General features: G+C 68.9%; 14 protein-coding genes and 1 pseudogene. 9 read left to right on the top strand and 6 right to left on the bottom strand.

What is annotated here, in order from left to right; translation table 11 throughout:
- Positions 1-328 precede the first annotated feature (328 nt).
- On the top strand, positions 329-538 hold the full coding sequence (locus NRF20_RS26265; protein WP_398632583.1) for a hypothetical protein: 210 nt from the start codon (positions 329-331) through the stop codon (positions 536-538).
- A 235-nt stretch (positions 539-773) separates the two neighbouring features.
- Positions 774-1,889, top strand: coding sequence for an ADP-ribosylglycohydrolase family protein (locus NRF20_RS26270; protein ID WP_398632584.1), 1,116 nt, complete (start codon positions 774-776; stop codon positions 1,887-1,889).
- Positions 1,890-1,975: 86 nt separating this feature from the next.
- Here the strand turns inward: NRF20_RS26270 and NRF20_RS26275 are convergent, their stop codons facing one another.
- Positions 1,976-3,553 (bottom strand): sodium:solute symporter family protein, encoded by a 1,578-nt coding sequence (locus tag NRF20_RS26275; RefSeq protein WP_398632585.1) that lies wholly within the window; start codon positions 3,551-3,553, stop codon positions 1,976-1,978.
- 385 nt (positions 3,554-3,938) lie between these two features.
- Positions 3,939-4,721, bottom strand: coding sequence for an SDR family oxidoreductase (locus tag NRF20_RS26280; RefSeq protein ID WP_266360784.1), 783 nt, complete (start codon positions 4,719-4,721; stop codon positions 3,939-3,941).
- An 80-nt stretch (positions 4,722-4,801) separates the two neighbouring features.
- Here NRF20_RS26280 and NRF20_RS26285 point away from each other — a divergent pair, with 80 nt between their 5' ends.
- On the top strand, positions 4,802-5,641 hold the full coding sequence (locus NRF20_RS26285) for a hypothetical protein (protein WP_398632586.1): 840 nt from the start codon (positions 4,802-4,804) through the stop codon (positions 5,639-5,641).
- A gap of 193 nt (positions 5,642-5,834) precedes the next feature.
- Here NRF20_RS26285 and NRF20_RS26290 read toward each other — a convergent pair whose 3' ends face one another.
- From NRF20_RS26290 to NRF20_RS26300, 3 genes are all read right to left on the bottom strand, one after another.
- The gene (locus tag NRF20_RS26290) at positions 5,835-6,041 is read right to left on the bottom strand and encodes a DUF397 domain-containing protein (protein ID WP_266360788.1); all 207 of its coding nucleotides are present in this window, start codon (positions 6,039-6,041) and stop codon (positions 5,835-5,837) included.
- A gap of 224 nt (positions 6,042-6,265) precedes the next feature.
- A complete protein-coding gene (locus tag NRF20_RS26295; RefSeq protein ID WP_398632587.1) occupies positions 6,266-7,135 on the bottom strand; it encodes a helix-turn-helix domain-containing protein in 870 nt (289 codons plus the stop codon).
- A gap of 226 nt (positions 7,136-7,361) precedes the next feature.
- Positions 7,362-8,084 carry a GOLPH3/VPS74 family protein gene (locus tag NRF20_RS26300; RefSeq protein ID WP_413753376.1) on the bottom strand — a complete coding sequence of 241 codons (723 nt, stop codon included), beginning with the start codon at positions 8,082-8,084 and terminating at the stop codon, positions 7,362-7,364.
- A 164-nt stretch (positions 8,085-8,248) separates the two neighbouring features.
- On the opposite strand from NRF20_RS26300, the gene NRF20_RS26305 reads away from it, so the two are divergent.
- The 6 genes and pseudogenes from NRF20_RS26305 to NRF20_RS26330 all read left to right on the top strand — a co-directional run bounded on the left by NRF20_RS26305 (position 8,249) and on the right by NRF20_RS26330 (position 14,462).
- On the top strand, positions 8,249-10,726 hold the full coding sequence (locus NRF20_RS26305) for a D-alanyl-D-alanine carboxypeptidase (RefSeq protein WP_413753377.1): 2,478 nt from the start codon (positions 8,249-8,251) through the stop codon (positions 10,724-10,726).
- Positions 10,727-10,899: 173 nt separating this feature from the next.
- Positions 10,900-12,783, top strand: a complete 1,884-nt coding sequence (locus NRF20_RS26310; RefSeq protein ID WP_413753378.1) for an MFS transporter — start codon at positions 10,900-10,902, stop codon at positions 12,781-12,783.
- Positions 12,784-12,963: 180 nt separating this feature from the next.
- Positions 12,964-13,080 (top strand): annotated as a pseudogene (locus tag NRF20_RS26315) (adhesin); the annotation flags it as partial.
- Positions 13,081-13,171: 91 nt separating this feature from the next.
- Positions 13,172-13,453: a hypothetical protein gene (locus NRF20_RS26320; RefSeq protein ID WP_398632591.1), complete on the top strand. Its 282-nt coding sequence runs from the start codon at positions 13,172-13,174 to the stop codon at positions 13,451-13,453.
- Positions 13,454-13,644: 191 nt separating this feature from the next.
- Positions 13,645-14,103 (top strand): hypothetical protein, encoded by a 459-nt coding sequence (locus NRF20_RS26325; RefSeq protein WP_413754606.1) that lies wholly within the window; start codon positions 13,645-13,647, stop codon positions 14,101-14,103.
- Positions 14,100-14,462 (top strand): isocitrate lyase/phosphoenolpyruvate mutase family protein, encoded by a 363-nt coding sequence (locus NRF20_RS26330; RefSeq protein WP_398632592.1) that lies wholly within the window; start codon positions 14,100-14,102, stop codon positions 14,460-14,462. Before NRF20_RS26325 ends, NRF20_RS26330 begins: the two co-directional genes overlap by 4 nt.
- On the opposite strand, the gene NRF20_RS26335 is transcribed toward NRF20_RS26330, so the two are convergent.
- Positions 14,459-15,901 (bottom strand): chaplin, encoded by a 1,443-nt coding sequence (locus tag NRF20_RS26335; RefSeq protein WP_413753379.1) that lies wholly within the window; start codon positions 15,899-15,901, stop codon positions 14,459-14,461. The two genes, NRF20_RS26330 and NRF20_RS26335, sit on opposite strands and share 4 nt — an antisense overlap.
- Positions 15,902-16,293: the final 392 nt, after the last annotated feature.

Consider the following 16,293-nt stretch of genomic DNA (forward strand, 5'->3'; position numbering starts at 1 on the left):
GCGATCGCAACGGCCGAACTCCTGCTCGGCCTCGCCCGAGGCAAACTTCGCACCCCCGCCGCCTGACAACCGCATCGCGGACCGGCACCGGCGCCCCGGTCCCGGTATCGGGGCCGCCGGGAGCACATGCACATGACCGAGCGGCATCGACCCGGCCCCGGATGTAGCCGCAGTTCATCGGACAGTCGAGGGCGTTGTCGGTGCGGCAGCCGAGCATGTGGCCGAGGACCGTCACGGCGATCATCGTGGACGCCGGGGTCGCCAAGGCGACGGCCGGGACCATGCAGTCGTTGTTCTCATCCTCGGAGCCGCCCTCGGCGGTGGCCAGGTGCTGGCCGGAGTCTTCTCCCGGCTGGCCGACGAGGTGGAGGCCGGTCAACTCGACTGTGGGGACAGCGTGCTGGCGGGAGCAGCGGCGGTACTGGCGGACGAGGCGGCGGGGGAGCTCGCCCTGCGGTTCGCGCTCACGCAGGTCATCGCGTCGCTGCGGGAGGTGCTGGTCGCCGCGCACAGCCGGGGCGGGCGTCTGCGCGTCTGAGCGCGACGCAGCGGGGGTTCGAGCGGCCGGGGCTCAGCGGAAGCCGAGCATTCCGGGCGAGTCGGTCTCGGCGGCCGTCGTGTGCACATCGGCCGGCACGTTCGGGCGAAAAACGACCTGCGGGACGTCCGTCCACATACCCGCTCGTACCCAATTCCGCTCCCTCAACCGTCCGTTCCCGTTCGATTACAGTGCTGCGCAGTCGCAGGCGGGCGGGCCGACGGGGAGGGGCAGGGTGAGCACAGGGACCACAGCTGTCTGGGGCCGTGCCGAGCAGCAGGACTTCCGCAGCCGGGTGCGCGGCGCTCTGCTGGGCGGGGCCATCGGCGACGCGCTCGGTGCGGGTGTCGACGGGCTCACGCTCGAGGAGATCCGGGCCGCCCACGGCGCCGAAGCCGTCACCGACTTCGTACCCGCGCACGGCGGACGCGGCACCGTCACCGCCGTCACCCAGCTCACCCTGTTCACCGTCGACGGGCTGATCCGCGCCCAGGTGCGCCGCGACATCGGCGCCTGGCACCCGCCCACCGATGTGCACCGGGCCCATCTGCGGTGGGCGGCCACCCAGCACGACTGGGGGCCCGACGAGCGCCGCAAGGACAACGGCTGGCTCGCTCAGCAGGAGTGGCTCTACGCCCGCCGCGCCCCCACCCGGGAATGCCTGACCGGCCTCGGCGACACCACCATGGGCACGCTCGACAAGCCCAAGAACCCCACCGCCCGGGACTCCGCGGCCCTCACCCGGTCCGCCCCGTTCGGGCTGCTCGTCGGCTGGGAGCCCCAGCTCGTCCTCCAACTGGCCGTCGAATGCGCCGCCCAGACCCACGGCCACCCCACCGCCCTGCTCTCCGCGGGCGCCCTCGCCGTCATGGTGCACGGGCTGGCCCGCGGCGAGACCCTGGACGGCTCCGTCCAGCACGCCCTGGCCCTGCTCGTCGAGCGCCCGGGGCACGAACCGGTCACCGAGGCGCTGAAGCGGGCCCTCGGCACCGTACGTCAGGGCATTCCTGGACCGGCCCTGATCGAGGCGCTGGGTGCCACGGACGCCGCCGAGGAGGTCCTCGCCGTCGCCGTGTACTGCGCCCTGGTCGGCGAGGACGTGCGGCACGGGCTGCGGCTGGCCGTCAACCACGGTGGACCTTCCGCAGCCACCGGAGCCCTGTGCGGGGCGCTGCTCGGCGCTCTGCACGGCGAGACCGCGCTGCCGCCTGCCTGGCTCGCCGAACTGGAGGGCCGGGCCACCCTCCTGGAACTCGCCGACGACTTCGCGATGGAAATGACGCAGGGCCCCGCCCTGCACAGCCCGTCGGCCGCCGCACCGGGCTGGTTGACCCGCTATCCGCGCGGCTGAGACCCGAAAACAGGAGGGAGGGGCGGGGTACGGACACCGCTGCGTCCGTACCCCGCCCCTCGGCCTTTTCCGTGCAGCTGTGAGCGTCAGTCCTTCACGCCTTCCGCGACGGCGGCATCCCCGGAACCGGCCTGCGCCTGCGCCGGAACCGTCGCTCCGGCGCCCGTGCCGTCACCGTCCGAGTTGATCTGCTCGATGATCGCGTCGCGCTCCGGGGTGTCCTCCGGCTTGATGAAGCCGATCACGATGTAGAGGACCAGGGAGATCGCCAGCGGCAGAGCCACCTGGTACTGCAGCGCGACATCCGTCTTCACCGAACCGTCGAAGTTGTAGTTGGTGAAGTAGAACGCCAGCAGACCCGCAGCCCAGCTGGTGAGCGCCGCCGTCGGACCCGACTTGCGGAACCTGCGCAGCAGACCCAGCATGAACGGAATCGCGATCGGGCCCATCAGACCGGCGACCCACTTGATCACGACGGAGATGATGTCCTTGAACGTCGGCGAGTTGATCTGGGTGGCCAGCGCCATCGACAGACCGAGGAAGCCGAGCGTGGACACTCGGGCCGCCAGCAGACCGGTGCGGCTGCTCCAGGTGCGGGCCGCCTTCGAGAGGACCGGGGCGATGTCCCGGGTGAAGACCGCCGCGATGGCGTTGGCGTCCGAGGAGCACATGGCCATCGTGTGCGAGAAGAAGCCGACGACGACCAGGCCCAGCAGGCCGTGCGGCAGCAGCTGCTCGGTCATCAGGGCGTAGCTGTCGGAGGCGTCCGGCTTCTGCGCGTGGACCAGCAGCGGGGCGCACCACATCGGGAAGAACAGGACCGTCGGCCAGACCAGCCACAGCACGGCGGAGAGCCGGGCCGAACGCTTGGCCGAGGCGGCGGAGTCCGTGGCCATGTAGCGCTGGGCCTGGTTCCACATGCCGCCGTTGTACTCGAAGGTCTTGATGAAGAGGTACGCCAGCAGGAAGGTCACGGTGTACGGGCCGGCCGTCGGGTCGGTGTGGCCCTCGGGCAGCTTGTCCCAGACCGTCCACAGGGTGCTGACACCGTCGAGCTCGGCCATGGCGGTGACGAGCATCGCGACGCCGGCGAAGAGCTGGATGACGAACTGCCCCAGTTCTGTGAGCGCGTCGGCCCACAGTCCGCCGACCGTGCAGTAGACGGCGGTGATGCAGCCGGTGATGAAGATGCCCTGCGTGATCGAGATGCCCGTGAAGACGGAGAGAAGGGTGGCGATGGCCGCCCACTTGGCGCCGACGTCCACGATCTTCAGCAGCAGACCGGACCAGGCGAGCGCCTGCTGGGTCTGGATGTTGTAGCGGTTCTTCAGGTATTCGAGCGGGGACGCGACATGCAGCCGCGAGCGCAGCCGGTTGAGCCGGGGTGCGAAGAGCTGGGCGCCGATGCCGATGCCGATGGCGATCGGCAGCGACCAGGTCACGAACGACGTGACGCCGAACTGGTAGGCGATACCGGCGTACCCGGTGAACATCACCGCGCTGTAGCCGGACATGTGGTGCGAGATGCCGGACAGCCACCACGGCATCTTGCCGCCGGCCGTGAAGAAGTCACTGACGTTGTCCACACGCTTGTGGGACCAGAGTCCGATCGCGATCATCACGCCGAAGTAGCCGATGAGCACGACCCAGTCGAGACTGTTCATGTGCCCCCTCCTGGGGTCCGCCTTATGAACGGGTACGCACCTCGTCAGTACGGCCGCTCCGCGGGGCCCCGTGCGGGAGCGGGGACTTCGGGGATTGAACCGCCTGCTCGTCCCTCGGTCAAGGTTTTTCGCGATCAGGGATGTGAACACGGATCAGTAAGCAGAACGATTTTGCTTGTTCTTGACTCACGCAAACGTTGTCGCGAGCATGACGGCGGCCACACGATGAGCGGGCACTTCGTCAGGCTGTGCAGAGCATCACGAGTACCGAAGAGCACAGAAGGACCGCACGGGATGCGGGTCCCGTGCGGCCGAGAAGGAGGAGAACTGGCCTTGCGAACCGGCCTTGTGGGCCGGTCTTGTGAACCGGTCCTGTGGGCCGGCCCTACCGCATCAGCTCGCCGGCGTTGACCAGCAGGGACTGCCCGGTGATCGCCCGCGCCCGGTCCGAGGCCAGGAACGCGGCGGCCTCGGCCACATCGCCGTCCGTGGCAAGGTCCGGAAGTGCCATGCGCTCGGTGAGCCTGCCCAGTACCTCGGCCTCGGGCACACCCTCGGTGTGCGCCGTGAACCGTACGTACGCCTGCACCGGCGGTCCCCACATCCAGCCGGGCAGCACCGTGTTCACCCGGATCCGGTGCGGGCCGAACTCCCGTGCCATGGAGTACATCGCCGAGGTGAGCGCCCCCTTCGAGGCCGCGTACGCCGCCTGCTGCACCTGGGACGGTGCGGCCACCGAGGACTGCGTGCCGATGACGACCACCGAGCCGCCCCGCTCCTTGAGGCCGGGGAGGCAGGCGCGGGTCATCCGCAGCGTGCCGAGCAGATTGACGTCGATGACCGACTGCCACGTGGCGAAGTCGGCGTCCTCGATCCCGCCGAAGTAGCTGTCCCAGGCGGCGACATGGACCACCGCGTCGATCCGTCCGAACCGCTCCAGCGCCAGTGCGGCGAGCGCCTCGCACTGCGCCTCGTCCGTGATGTCGGTGGCCAGATGGGCGGTGCGCCGGCCTTCCGGGTCGATCTCCGCGGCCGACTTGGCGAGATTCGCGGTGGTACGCGCCCCGAGCACCGCGCTGCCCCCGTCCCGTACGACCGTCGCCGCGACCTGGTGCCCGAGCCCGGCGCCCACCCCGGACACGATGACGGTCTTCCCCGCGAGCAACATCGGTGGCCTCCCGGCTCTGGCAGTTCTTCTGACGGGGCGTCAGAGTAGGGCGCCGCTGCGGAGTACGGAAGGGGAACGGCATGAGCGACGAGACACGGAGTGACACCTACGCCGAACTGGCCGCGCTGGGACCGTACGGAGTCCATCCCGGCCACGCACTGATCACCATGGTCGAACCGCACCCGGGCCATGAGTACGCGTACAACCGCTGGTACGAGGACGATCACTACTACGCAGGCGCGATGGCGATGCCCTGGATGTTCGCCGGGCGGCGCTGGGTGGCCACCCGGGAGCTCCAGGAGTTGCGCTACCCGGAGAAGTCCGCGGTCGCGCAGCCGGTCGGCGCCGGCTGCTATCTGTCGACGTACTGGGTGACGGACGGCCGCTACGACGACCACATGAAGTGGACCGTCGGGATCAACAAGCGGCTGAACCGGGACGGCCGGGTCTACCAGGACCGCACCCATGTGTTCACGTCGTTCCAGGACCACGAGGCGACGGTCTACCGGGACGGCGCCGCGGGGCCCCGGGACTTCCACGCACTCGACCACCCCTACCGTGGGCTGGTCCTTCAGGTGATCGACGCCGAAGGGGCGGAGCAGCGGGCCGAGCTGCTGGAATGGCTGCGCTCGCGGCATCTGCCGAAGCGGCTGTGCGGCTCCCCGGCGGCGATGGTGACCGTCTTCCGCCCCACACCGCTGCCGGGCGACCGGATGACCTATGTGAAGCAGGTCGAGGGCGTCGACACCCGGCTGACCCTGCTGTGGTTCCTTCAGGAGGACCCGCGGGACTGCTGGGCCGGGCATTTCACCGGGCTCGACGCGATGGTCGAGGAATCCGGCCTGGGGCGGGTGGAGTTGGTGGCGCCGTTCATTCCGACCGTGCCCGGCACCGATCTCCACGTCGACCAGTTGCGCTGAGAGCCCCGGATCTCCGGCGGAGGCATTTCCCGGCCGGGTATTTCCCGGTCAAGCATTCTCAGGGCCGGGCATTCTCCAGGTGGCATTCTCCGGGTCGGGCATCGAGCCCCCTCGGCCAGGACGGCGGACCGGTCGAGAGGGCTACCGGCAACACCGGAATCGATGCTGCGATGCGAACGGTGGAAAGCATTGGTCAGGCGTCGACGGCACCCTTGCCGACGTCACGTACGAAGGCGTTCCACGCGGCGGGGACGAACGTGATCGAAGGGCCCTCGGGGGCCTTCGAGTCGCGTACGGCAATAGCCTGCGCGAGAGGGGACTTGACTTCGACGCAGGCGCCGTTGCCCCCGGAATACGAGGACTTCGTCCACTTGTCCGTAGCACCCTGACGAATGGCCATGTTCACTCCGGTTCAGAGAGTCGTGTGAAAAACACCAACAGCGTTCCGGTTGGCGTGATCGACGCTACTCGCCAAGTCTCTTGAGTGAAGGGGTCGTTCACTCGACCGGATGGTATAAACCACCGAGGTCTTCCACTGTGGGCGGGCGGCGGTGTACCTTGCCGCCGCCCCTCCCGTAACATCGCTCCATTTCCCGCATACCGGACTTTGTGGGCTGTCCGGTTTTACGCGCCCGAGCGCCCGGCGTACTCCTTCGCGATGTCGCTGATGAAGTGCCGGGTCTGCTCCACATTCAGCGCTTGTGCCCGCAGGTGCTCGTACATGACGCTGTACCGCTGCACATCGTTGGCTTTCTCCAGATACAGGTCGCTGGTGACGCCCTCGATGTAGACGACACTGGAGTCCGCGGCGTCCGGGAATTCCAAAACGGCGTACTGCCCGTTGATGCCGGGGTGCGCGCCCATCTCGAACGGCAGCACCTGAACGGTCACATGCGGCAGGTGCGAGAGCTCGACCAACTGCTCCAACTGCTCGATCATCACCTGCTTGCCGCCGACCAGCCGGCGCAGCGCGGACTCGTCGATCACCGCCCACAGCCGCAGCGGATTCTCCGGGGAGGTGATCCGGTCCTGGCGGCGGGCCCGGACGCTGACGCGCTTGTCGATGTCGGCAGGCGGGGCCTCCGGCAACGCGCCGTGGATCAGCGCCTCGGCGTAACTCCGGGTCTGCAACAGGCCCGGCACCACCTGGGGTTCGTACACCCGCAGCGATTCGGCATCGGTCTCCAGGCCGATGTAGACGCTGTACGGGATGTCGCCGAAGGCGTGCCACCAGCCCTGCTGGCGCGAGTCCTTGGCCATCTGCATGAGCGAGTCGACGATCCGGTGATCCTCGACCTCGTACACCCCGCAGAGATCACGTACATCGCGCTGGCTGATGGAGCGGCGGCCGTTCTCCAGGCGGCTGATCTTCGACTGCGAGACCAGCAGCCGCTCCGCCACCTCCTCGGCCGTCATGCCCTTGAGTTCGCGCAGTCGGCGCAATTCCTGGCCCAACCGGCGTCGCCTGACGGTGGGATTGACGTTGGACGGCACGGAAACGGCACCTCCGGCTATGTAGCTGTGCGTATCTACTGCTGAGCAGATTGCCACCCATGCCCCCGGCCGCGCTGGGAAATGGCGACACGCAGGCGCGCGGGGCAGCCATGATTCCGGCTGCCCCGCGCTTGGTGCGGCTCCCGAACCGGGTCTTGGGGACGACGGTGCGGCGGTATTCGGTTGGTGCTGCGCTGCTGCGGTGCGTGTGGTGGCTGGTGCGGTCCTAGTGGGCCACGGTGTGCGCCATGCTGCCACGGCGTGACTGCGACTGCACTTGCGGTTGCAACGGCACTCCGGCCGCCTGGTTACGGCGCGGCTGTGCGACCGCCCCGTTCTGGACGTCCATCACGGCATGCGCCACGAGTCCGCCCATCGGGTCGTGTCTGATCAGGTCCCGGAGCCGGGAGCGCGATGAACGCCCCTCGTTCCCGGGATACAGGTGCTTGCCGAGTCCGACCGCGTGGGCCAGCGCGGCGAGCGCCGCGGTCCGCGGGTCCGGCGGTACGCCGGTGCGGATCGCACTGTCCAGCCTGGATCTGATGTCCCGGCTGATTGCCGTGTCCGTCGCCTGGTAGCGAGTCGTCGGCAGCACTCCGCACATCTGGCCCGCCACGGCATGCACCATGCCGCATCGCTCCAGATGAGCGAGGTAGATCTGACGCAGCCCCAGCCGGGGCCCGCCAATCCAGTGGACCGCCCGAACCGGGCTGCCGCGTCGGCGCAGCAGTTCCAGTGCGGAGTCCAGAGTCGGATCTCCTGTCGGCCGTGGCATCACCACGGCGATACGATCCCCGTCAGGGGCTATCCGTCCTGCCAGAGCCAGCTCCACTAGCTGAGCTCCGGCGAGGCCGAGGTCGAGCGACTGCGGCTGCGCTGTGGTACCCGTGGCCGGGTCCAGAGCGAGCAGCAGAAGCTCCTCCGGAATTGTTCTGCGGCTCCTGCCCATCCATGCCTCCCCGCGTGGATGAATGACAGGGTGACCCCTCTCACATTGGTCTGTCGAGGGCGCCTGGGGGCTTTGTGCGGGAACCAGTAGGTATGTCGTTCCCGTCTTGCAACTGGGCCGGTGGTTCACACAGGACACTGGTAGATGGTTCGGACAGCGCGGGGATGTCCCCGCGCCGCATGGAGGAGGCATCGGTGGCGGGCGAGTCCCCCGACAAGTCGAAGCAGCAGAAGTCGTCGGGGACGGCTCGGAGCGAGAGCGATCCGAGGCTCGCCGTCCTCCGTGAACCGTCCGCCGGGGCCGAAGTCGGCGCCGGGACGGACACGGAGACGGCCGTTTTCCGCACGGGGCCGGTCCCGTCGAGCGACGGCGAGGGCTCCGAGAACGTCAAGGCGGATTCGGCGACGGCCGTTTTCCGGGCGCGGCCGTCCGGGGACGGCGAGGACGGCCAGGGCCCGGGGCAGCCGGAGGCATCCGGGGCTCAGGAAGGCTCCTCGGGTGCTGGGGACGCCGAGGACGCCGAGGGGGCGGGGGAGGCCACTGAGGGCCCGGAGGGGACCCCTGAGTCCTCCGATGAGTCCTCCGAGGCCGCCAAGTCCTCGAAGAACGTGGAGAGCGCGGAGCGCGTGGAGGTCGCGGAGTCCTCCGAGGACGTGGACGTCGCCGAGCCCGCTGATGCCGCTGAGCCCGAGAAGGGTGACGCGCGGCTGCGTGCGGCGGTCGCTGCGTGGGTGACGAAGGACGACGACCAGAGCGACGAGGGCCCGAAGGGCGACGGCGGCGCGAAGGCCGCCACGTCCGAGGACGAGACCGCGCCCGACGCGGACACCGACGCCGTGGCGGAGGGCGATGCGCCTGAGCCGGTCACTCAGGCCGACGGGGCTTCGGACAAGGCGACCGCGTCGCATCATGCCGATGCCGATGCCGCAGACGAGCCGTCCGATGACGCCCCCGAGGACGCCGAAACGGCAGATGCCGACGCCGAGAACACCGCTGACGCGGACAGCAAGGCAGGCAAGGCTGACAAGCCGGACACCGCTGAGGACAAGCGCGGAATCGATCAGCCGACCGCCGTCTTCAGGGCGCCTGCCGCGCCCAAGGTCGACCAGCCGACGACCGCGCTGAAGATCATCCCGCCCACCCCGAAGCCGGGTTCGGACGCGGAGTCGAAGCCCGAGTCCGCCGCCGAGCGGACCAGCAAGTTCGTACCCCTGCGCGGGGACGACGTACGACCGGCGCCGGCGCCGGCGCCCCGCAAGCCCGACGCACCGGCAGCCGCCTCCGCCTCGACGCCCGGTACCCCGCCGCGCCCCGCCGTCTCCTTCTCCGGAGCCGAGCGGACCACGCAGCAGCCGATGCCGCCCAAGCCGCCGCTCGACCTGCTGGCCGAGCTGACGAACACGCCTCCGCCGCCTCAGACGCCGGTCCGCACCGCTGTCCGCCGGGTCAAGATCTGGACCCCGCTGGTCCTGTTGCTGCTGATCATCTTTGCGATCGCGCAGATGGTGCGCCCGCTCCCGGAGCCTGAGCTCCGGATGTCGGCGAAGCCGACGTACACCTTCAAGGGCAGCAAGCCGTCGCTGCCGTGGCCCGACGAGGGCCAGGGCTACATGGCGGCCACCGGACTGGGCGAGGTGGACTCGTTCGGCGAGCAGAAGGCCGTGCCGATCGGCAGCGTGGCCAAGGCGATGACCGCGTACATCGTGCTCAAGGACCACCCGCTGAAGAGGGGCGAGAAGGGCCCTTCCATCAAGGTCGACGCCAAGGCGGAGTCGGACGGCAAGCTGGACTCGGAGGGCGAGTCGACGCTCAACACCGTGAAGGCCGGTGACGAGCTCACGGAGCAGGAGGCACTCTCCGCGATAATGATCCCCTCCGCGAACAACATCGCGCGGCTGCTGGCGCGCTGGGACGCGGGTTCCGAGGAGGCGTTCGTCAAGAAGATGAACGACACCGCCAAGTCGCTCGGCATGACGAACACCACCTACACCGATCCGTCCGGTCTCAACGCGACCACGGTGAGTTCGGCCGAGGACCAGGTGAAGCTGGGCCAGAAGCTGGTGGAGATCCCGGCGCTGATGGACATCACCAAACTGCCGTCGTGGACCGACCCGTCGGGCAAGAACTGGCGGAACTACAACACCCTCGTCCCGTACAGCGGCGCATTGGGCATCAAGACCGGCTCCACCACCAAGGCCGGTGGCAACCTGCTCTTCGCCGCGCACAAGATGGTCGGCGACACCGACCAGCTGATCGTCGGCGCCGTGCTGGGCCAGCACAAGCCCGCGATCATCGACACCGTCAACGCGGTGAGCAAGGAAGCCATGGTCGCCACCCAGGATCTGCTGACGAGCGCCAAGGTCGTGAAGAAGGGCGATGTCGTCGGCACCGTCTCCGACGGAATGGGCGGCAGCACCCCGGTGGTCGCGACCAAGGACGTGCCGGCGGTCGGCTGGCCCGGTCTCACGGTCAAGCTCGAACTGACCGACGACGGAAAGACGATCCCGCACTCGGCGGCCGCAGGCACCCACGTCGGAACGCTCACCGTGGGTGAGGGCACCAGCCAGGTGAAGGTGGCCGTCGCGCTGCAGAGCGATCTGGCGGAGCCGACGTTCGGGGACAAGCTGACCCGGATCAGCTGATCGACCGGATGGCCGAAACGGCCCAGTAGCGGGAAGAGGGTGCCGATCCCGGCACCCTCTTCCCGACTGCGTACGTGTTAGCGTCCCGGAGCAACTCAAGGATGCTCGGAAGGCGTCCTCACAGTCGTACGGGATACGGGGCCGGCGGATACGGGGAGACGGGGAGAGCCGTAGTGACCACCGCGGAGCCGAAGCCCGGCCATGAGGCGGCCGACAGCACAGACATGAGGGGCAGCAGCGGCAGCACGCGGACAGCCGCGCCCACCCCGGACGCCCCCGAGCCACGCACCGCGCCGCCCCGGCGGACCCGCGCCGAGCGACTGCTTCGGCACCCGGTGACGATCGCGACGGCAGCCGCCGCGGTCACCCACGTGCTCTGGTTCTTCTTCTTCGCGAACAGCGGCGGCGACCTCGCCGCCCAGGACGCCTGGGCCGAATTCGTCGGCCGGCACCCCGGTACGGCGTACAACCTCGCCTGGTACGGGGGCATGCACCCCGTCTCGTACAGCGTCGTGTCGCCGTATCTGATGTCGGTGCTCGGCGTGCGTACGACGATGATGGTCGCCGGGACCGTGTCGGCGGCGCTGACCGCGCTGATCCTGGTCCGGGTCCGCGCCGTCCGCAATCCGCTCGCCTGCTCGCTCGCCGGGGTGTTCGCGTATCTGTGCAACGCGCTGTCCGGGCGGGTGACGTTCGGGCTCGGCATGATGTTCGCGGTGGGTGCGGTGGCCGCGGTGTTCTGCTGGCCGTACCTCCGGTGCGAGCACCGGCTCCACCGGAGCAGCTGTCGCTGCGCCCCCCGTAGGAGGTGGGCGAAGGCGGCCGTCGCCGCCCCGCTCGCCGGGCTCGCGACGGCGAGCAGCCCCGTGGCCGGACTGTTCCTGGGAGTGGTCGCCGCCGCGCTCTTCCTGAACAAGCGGCGCCCCGGGGCGTACGCGCTGGGCCTGGCCCCGGTCGCGGTCGTGGCACTGTCCGCGTGGCTGTTCCCCTTCTCCGGTACGCAGCCGATGTCGATCGCGACCCTGTCGCTGCCGTTCCTCTTCGCGGTCCTCGTCTTCGTCCTCGTACCGCGCGACTGGAAGACGGTCCGTACCGCAGCCGGCGTGTACGGCGTCGGGACACTGCTGACCTATGTGATCGACTCGCAGATCGGCTCGAACGTGACGCGGATGGCGATGCTGTTCGCCGGTGTGGTGCTGCTCGCCGCGCTGCCGTACACGGAGCCGCGCTCCCGGCGCTGGTACGCGCTGGTTCTCGCGTTCGTCGGACTGAACTTCTGGATCGGCTTCAAGGGCGTCGACGACATCGTCCGGACCGCCCCCGCCGCCTCCTGGACACGTGAGCTGGCCCCGCTGGTCAATGAGCTGCAGGAGGTCGGCGCGGAGCGCGGCAGGGTCGAGGTCGTGCCCGCGAGCAGCCACCGGGAGGCGTCCGCGCTCGCGCCGTACGTCAATCTGGCCCGTGGCTGGAACCGGCAGGCGGACATGGAGCGCAACCCGCTCTTCTACGACGACACCCTGAACAGCGCCAGCTACCGCGAGTGGCTCGACCGCTGGGCCGTGCACTACGTGGTGCTGCCCAAGGGGACACCGGACTCCACCGGCGCGGTGCAGGAGGCGGAGCTGGTCGACCAGGGGCTGCCGTATCTGAAGCCGGTCTGGTCGGACGCCAACTGGCGGCTCTTCGAGGTCGACGGTCCGGTGCCGCTGGCCGATCCGCCGGCCACGGTGGACCGGGCAGGTGCGGATGAGCTGACCATCCATGTGAAGACGGCCGGCCGGATCCTGATCCGTATCCCGTACTCGCGCTGGCTCGCCCTGGTCGACGACAAGGGCAAGAGCGTGGAGCGGCCGCAGGAGACCGAGGAGTCCAAGCAGCGCGAGGACGAGAGCAGCCCGCGGACGTATCTCAACACCAACGGCTGTCTGAACAAGGTCGAGGAGGACGAGGACGGCGACGAGTGGACGGAACTGCTCGCGCCGCGGCCGGGCGTGTACCGGCTGGCCGCGCCCTACCAGCTGTCACCCGGCACGCCGTGCCCGGAGGAACTGCGCTGAATCCGGCCGCCGCAGCGCGGTAGTGCGAGCCGATCGTGCGCGATCCCTCCCTCCGGGCGTGATGCCCTGGCATGGTGTGCTGCCATGAGGTGCCAACGGTGCGGCGGTGAACAACGGGACGCGCTGCCTGGAACGGCCTGTCCGGACTGCGGCTCGGTGACGCGCACGGGCGGACGGGACCCGGTCAAGGGCGACACCTTTGCCGTGCAGCTGATCGACCGGGGGCGGGACTGGGGCGACGAGGAGAGGGCGGGCGCGCATCACGCGCCGGCGCAGCTGAAGGTTTCCTGCCGCTGATCCGGTTCGGAGGTTCGGGGTGTCCGGGGCCCGGCGGCTCGATGGCCGGGAAACGCCACCGCGGGGCCGACTCTGCCTCCATGGTTGTCGTATGAGCCTGACCACAGACGGAGAGCCACCCGGCCCTGTGCGGTTCTACCTCGCGTGCGACCGCAGCGGCTGCCGGGCACGGGCCGTGTTCGACCTGGTCATCGCGGAGCCACCGCCGGACATCGAGACCGACCTGTTCGGCCATGTGCTGCACAGTGCGACCGTTGCCTCCCCGTACATCGAGGAGCTCGGATGGATATTCATCCAGCAGGAGGGCTGCTGGAGCCCGAACTGCGCCTCACCGGGCCGGCGTCCGAGGTCGAAGGACGTCACGTCGTCCTGAACCCGAGAAGGGTCCGGAACGGTTCGGCCGGGACCGAAGCTTCCTGGATCTAGCGTCGGACCATGACGGAAACGAAGCACGCATCAGACGTACTCGACGCACCGGGCGCCCCCGATATCCACGACGCTCCCGACATCCTCGAAGACGCCCCGGCGACGGACGACCGCGACCCCGCGCAGATCCTGACGGCCATGGTCGACCACGTCCTGGACCTCGCCGCGACCTGGACCGCCTGGGACGGCCGCCCCGTCCCCGCCGACGACCGGATCTACACCCCGCACAAGGCGATCCGCCGCGTAGCCGACCACATGGTCGACCATCTCGCGGAGATGGAGGCCAGGCTCGTAGGAGAGGAGACACAGCCCGACCACTGGCACGCCTCGGCGACCACCACCGAGGCGGACCTCGCCCCGTTCACCGAGGCCGACCTCGACGAGGCGCGCAGCCGGCTCACCCGGCTGGCCAGGATCTGGGCGAACCGTCTGGACGCCCTGACGCCCGACCAGCTCGACAACACGCCCGGAACGGGGTGGACGTTCCGCCAACTCGCCTTCCACCTGGAGGAGTCGGCGTACTACGCGGACTCCGTGGGGGACCTGGCGGCGGACGGGGCATCCGCCTCCCGGCCCGACCGAATCCCGAAGCCATGACACCCGTCCCCCCGGCAACCACCCCGGCTGCCGCCTTCGCCGCCCTGCACCGTGCGGCCGCCGCGCCGTTCCTGATCCCCAACGCCTGGGACCACGCCTCGGCGTCCGTCCTTGCCGCGCAGGGCTTTCCGGCCATCGGCGCGACCAGCCTCGGAGTGGCGGCCGCGGCAGGCCTGCCCGACGGAGCCGGCGGGCTCGGAGCCGTGGCCGAGTTGCGCCGGGCGGTACCGGAGACGGCGGTGGTGATGCTCACGACGTTCTCCGAGGGAGCGGGTGTGCCGGTGCACGGACCGCTGAGCACTGCGCATATCCGCAGGGACCCGCCGGGTTCCGGCTCGGTGGGCGACCTGGCCGGCTAGCCGTTGACGCAGGCGTTGCCCGCCGCAGGATTGAGCACTCCGATGACGTTCACGGTGTTGCCGCACGCGTTGACGGGGATGTTCACCGGGGCCTGTACGACGTTGCCGGACAGCAGACCGGGCGAGCCCGTCGCGGTGCCCACGGCTGAGTCCTTTGCCGTGACGGTCAGGGTCGCGGGGTCCGGGAGATTCAGGCCGACCGTGGTGATGGCTTCAGGGCGGTTGACGTAGGTTCCCGCCTTGTCAGCGGTCACATTCACCGTGATCGTGCAGGACTTCTCGTCGGTGGCCAGGTCGCCGCCGTCCAGAACGATGGACGAGCCCCCCGCCGCCGCGGAGACTGTGCCGTTGCCGCAGGTCGTCGACGCGTTGGGGGACGGGGCCACGCTCACGCCCGCGGGCAGGCTGTCGGTGAAGCCGAAGTCGTCCTTCGCCGCCAGTTCACTGGTGTTGGTCACCGTCATGGTGAGCGTCGAGGTGCCACCCTTGTCCATGGTGGCGGGACTGAACGCCTTGTCCAGCTGAGGAGTCGCATCCAGGATCCGAATGTTGTCGAACGCGTGGTCATTTCCGTACCACTCTCCTTGCCCGTTGACCATCTTGATGCCCAACTGGCTGTCGTTGAACAGTACAGCTCTGTTGCTGGCGAACGCCCCGGCCCTCAACTCGCTTCCTCCGGGGTAGGGCTTGGAGTTGGGATCGGTGCAGGGATTGATGGGGGCGGTGAAGGTAGGGATGTCTGACCCGTTGCCGGTCAGATAGAACTTCAGCAGCGGCTCCGCTTGGTCGCAATTCACGGCGGCTGCGTCCACTGCGAAGGTGATGTAGCGGTTCGGCTTCGCGATCGGGATCGGCTGCTCGGTCCGGAACTCCACCCGGTCGGTGCCAGGTGGCACCCAGTTGGTGTAGGCCGCGACCACGTGGTTGGTCGGCGGATTCGTTCCGCCTACCTGTCCCAGCGCATTGGCCATGTCCTTCAATACTGCCGGGCAGTCAGGCTGATCAGCACCGGTCTGATTGAGGATGATGCCGTTGCACTGTCCGTGGTCAAGCCACGGGGGGTCGGCTGTGTATGTCTCGTCGAGCGGTGGAGCGCCGACGTAGTCCTCCAGGAAGATCGGAGTCTCGCCTGCGTTTTCGAAGTCTTCGACGAACACCGTAACCGGGGCCTGCGGGGCCCCCGGGGTGCCAGGTGCATGCCGGGCGTTCGCACCCGGCGACATAACCAGGGCCTGGGCCTGAGAGGCCGGTGGAGCACTCGTGATCGCAAGTGCCACCAGGGACACCGATGCAGTGCGCGTGCGCCAGGAAAGCTTTACTGCGGAAATTGTCGCCACCTCTTTTTCAGTCGTCACGGCGTACAAGCAACAGTGAACATGGGCGTATATGGGGCGGCCCGGATAATTTGCTATGCACCCCGAAAAATAGGTCGACCACATTCAAGCACGCGCCTCGAAGGAAAGGTGACCGGCCAGGTTGGCGATTGCATCTTTCACCGCGCTGGCCGAGCCTGGTTTAAACCTAAGAATTTATATCGAAATTTTATTCAATGATGCTCGGATGTGCGCCGCGTACTCGGGGAATTGATTGGTTGAGAAATAGCCTGCGCATTCGCATCGAGGTCGGCGGAACAGGTAGGTGGCCAAAGCCGTGGAACCGACCGGCCCCAGCCGCAGCGGGTGGCTGCCGTGGCGGCCAGGAACAGCTTCTTGCCGGGTACGTCCCGTACGCGGCCGATCTCCCCCGGCCCTCGGCCGGGGGCACCTCCACGGCGAGTTGTGGCCGTCACCGTCGACGGCCGGCCCTGATCGCGACGACGTGGCGGCCCACC

Origin of the sequence: Streptomyces sp. R-74717, from assembly GCF_047305335.1 — a bacterium.
GTDB classification, from domain to species: Bacteria; Actinomycetota; Actinomycetes; order Streptomycetales; family Streptomycetaceae; genus Streptomyces; species Streptomyces atratus.